The organism is Corynebacterium sp. KPL4072, assembly GCF_037908395.1.
Lineage (GTDB): Bacteria > Actinomycetota > Actinomycetes > Mycobacteriales > Mycobacteriaceae > Corynebacterium > Corynebacterium kefirresidentii.
This window is the reverse complement of the sequence record NZ_JBBMGE010000025.1, coordinates 1-907: the sequence shown is the minus strand read 5'-3', so window position 1 is coordinate 907 and position 907 is coordinate 1. Positions and strand designations below refer to the sequence as shown.

Sequence of the window (907 nt, the reverse complement as noted above, 5' to 3'; positions counted from 1 at the left end):
GGTTGCCCCTGGGTGGGGGTATGAGTAAGCCCCCGAGGTTTGGTGGTCTCGGGGGCTGTTGTGCGCTTTTGTTTTAGAAGCCGGTGATGTTGCGGTTGAACTCGTTGAGTGCGTCTGGGATGAGGTATGGCAGGTTGCGTACGAAGAGGCTTGCCTGTTCGAGGATGTCCCAGCCGTTGGATACTGCGGTGTGTGCTGCTTCTTGTGCGTTGGATACGATGTCTGCGATCATTTTAGTTTCCTTTCTGGTTCGGGAGGTGGTTGCGCGCTTTTTGCGCGCGTTTTTCATCGTACATGAGTTGGTGGGTTGCGTGCCAAGTTGTGGTTTTAGTGGGTGTTTTGGGCTATTTTTTGGGCCATGTGTTTTTGGCCTGTTGCGGTGGGGTGTGCGATGAGATTGTGTTCAGGTATGCCGTAGTAGTTGGTGTTTCGTTGTTGTGGGGGTTTGCACCATCCTTCGGGGTCGTTTGGTGGGGTGATGTAGGTGGTGTGTGTTTCTTGTGCTGCTTGCTGGATGGTGTTGTTGACTTCGGTGAGGAAGTTGTTGATGTATTTGCGGTCGTTGAGGGAGAGGTAGCCGCTTTCGGAGCAGCGGTGTTCTGGGGTGGCTGCTGTGTAGTATCCGGTGAAGAGGATTTGGGCTTGGGGGGCTCGTTTTTTGGTGTCGTTTGCGATGTCGATGAGGCGTTGTTTTAGGTTTCGGCCGGTGGTGTCGGGGTTGTGGATGCTGGCGTCTGTTATGGGTTTGGCGGTGGGGGCGCAGTCGGGGAGTCCGGGGATTTGGATGTGGGGTGCGCAGGCGGTGAACAGTGCTGCTAGTCCGGCGTCGTTTCCTCCGAGTGTGATGGTGACGAGTTTGGTGTCGGGTGTGAGGTGTTGTTTTTGTGGGGTTGGGGCGGTGAGGGGG

2 protein-coding genes are annotated in these 907 nt (G+C 55.6%); both read right to left on the bottom strand.

The features are described from left to right. Positions 1–73: 73 nt before the first annotated feature. On the bottom strand, positions 74–232 hold the full coding sequence (locus tag WMP97_RS11775) for a hypothetical protein (RefSeq protein WP_239208943.1): 159 nt from the start codon (positions 230–232) through the stop codon (positions 74–76). Positions 233–327: 95 nt separating this feature from the next. Further along, a partial coding sequence (locus WMP97_RS11770) for a GDSL-type esterase/lipase family protein (RefSeq protein ID WP_340440560.1) occupies positions 328–907 on the bottom strand: 580 nt, incomplete at its 5' end.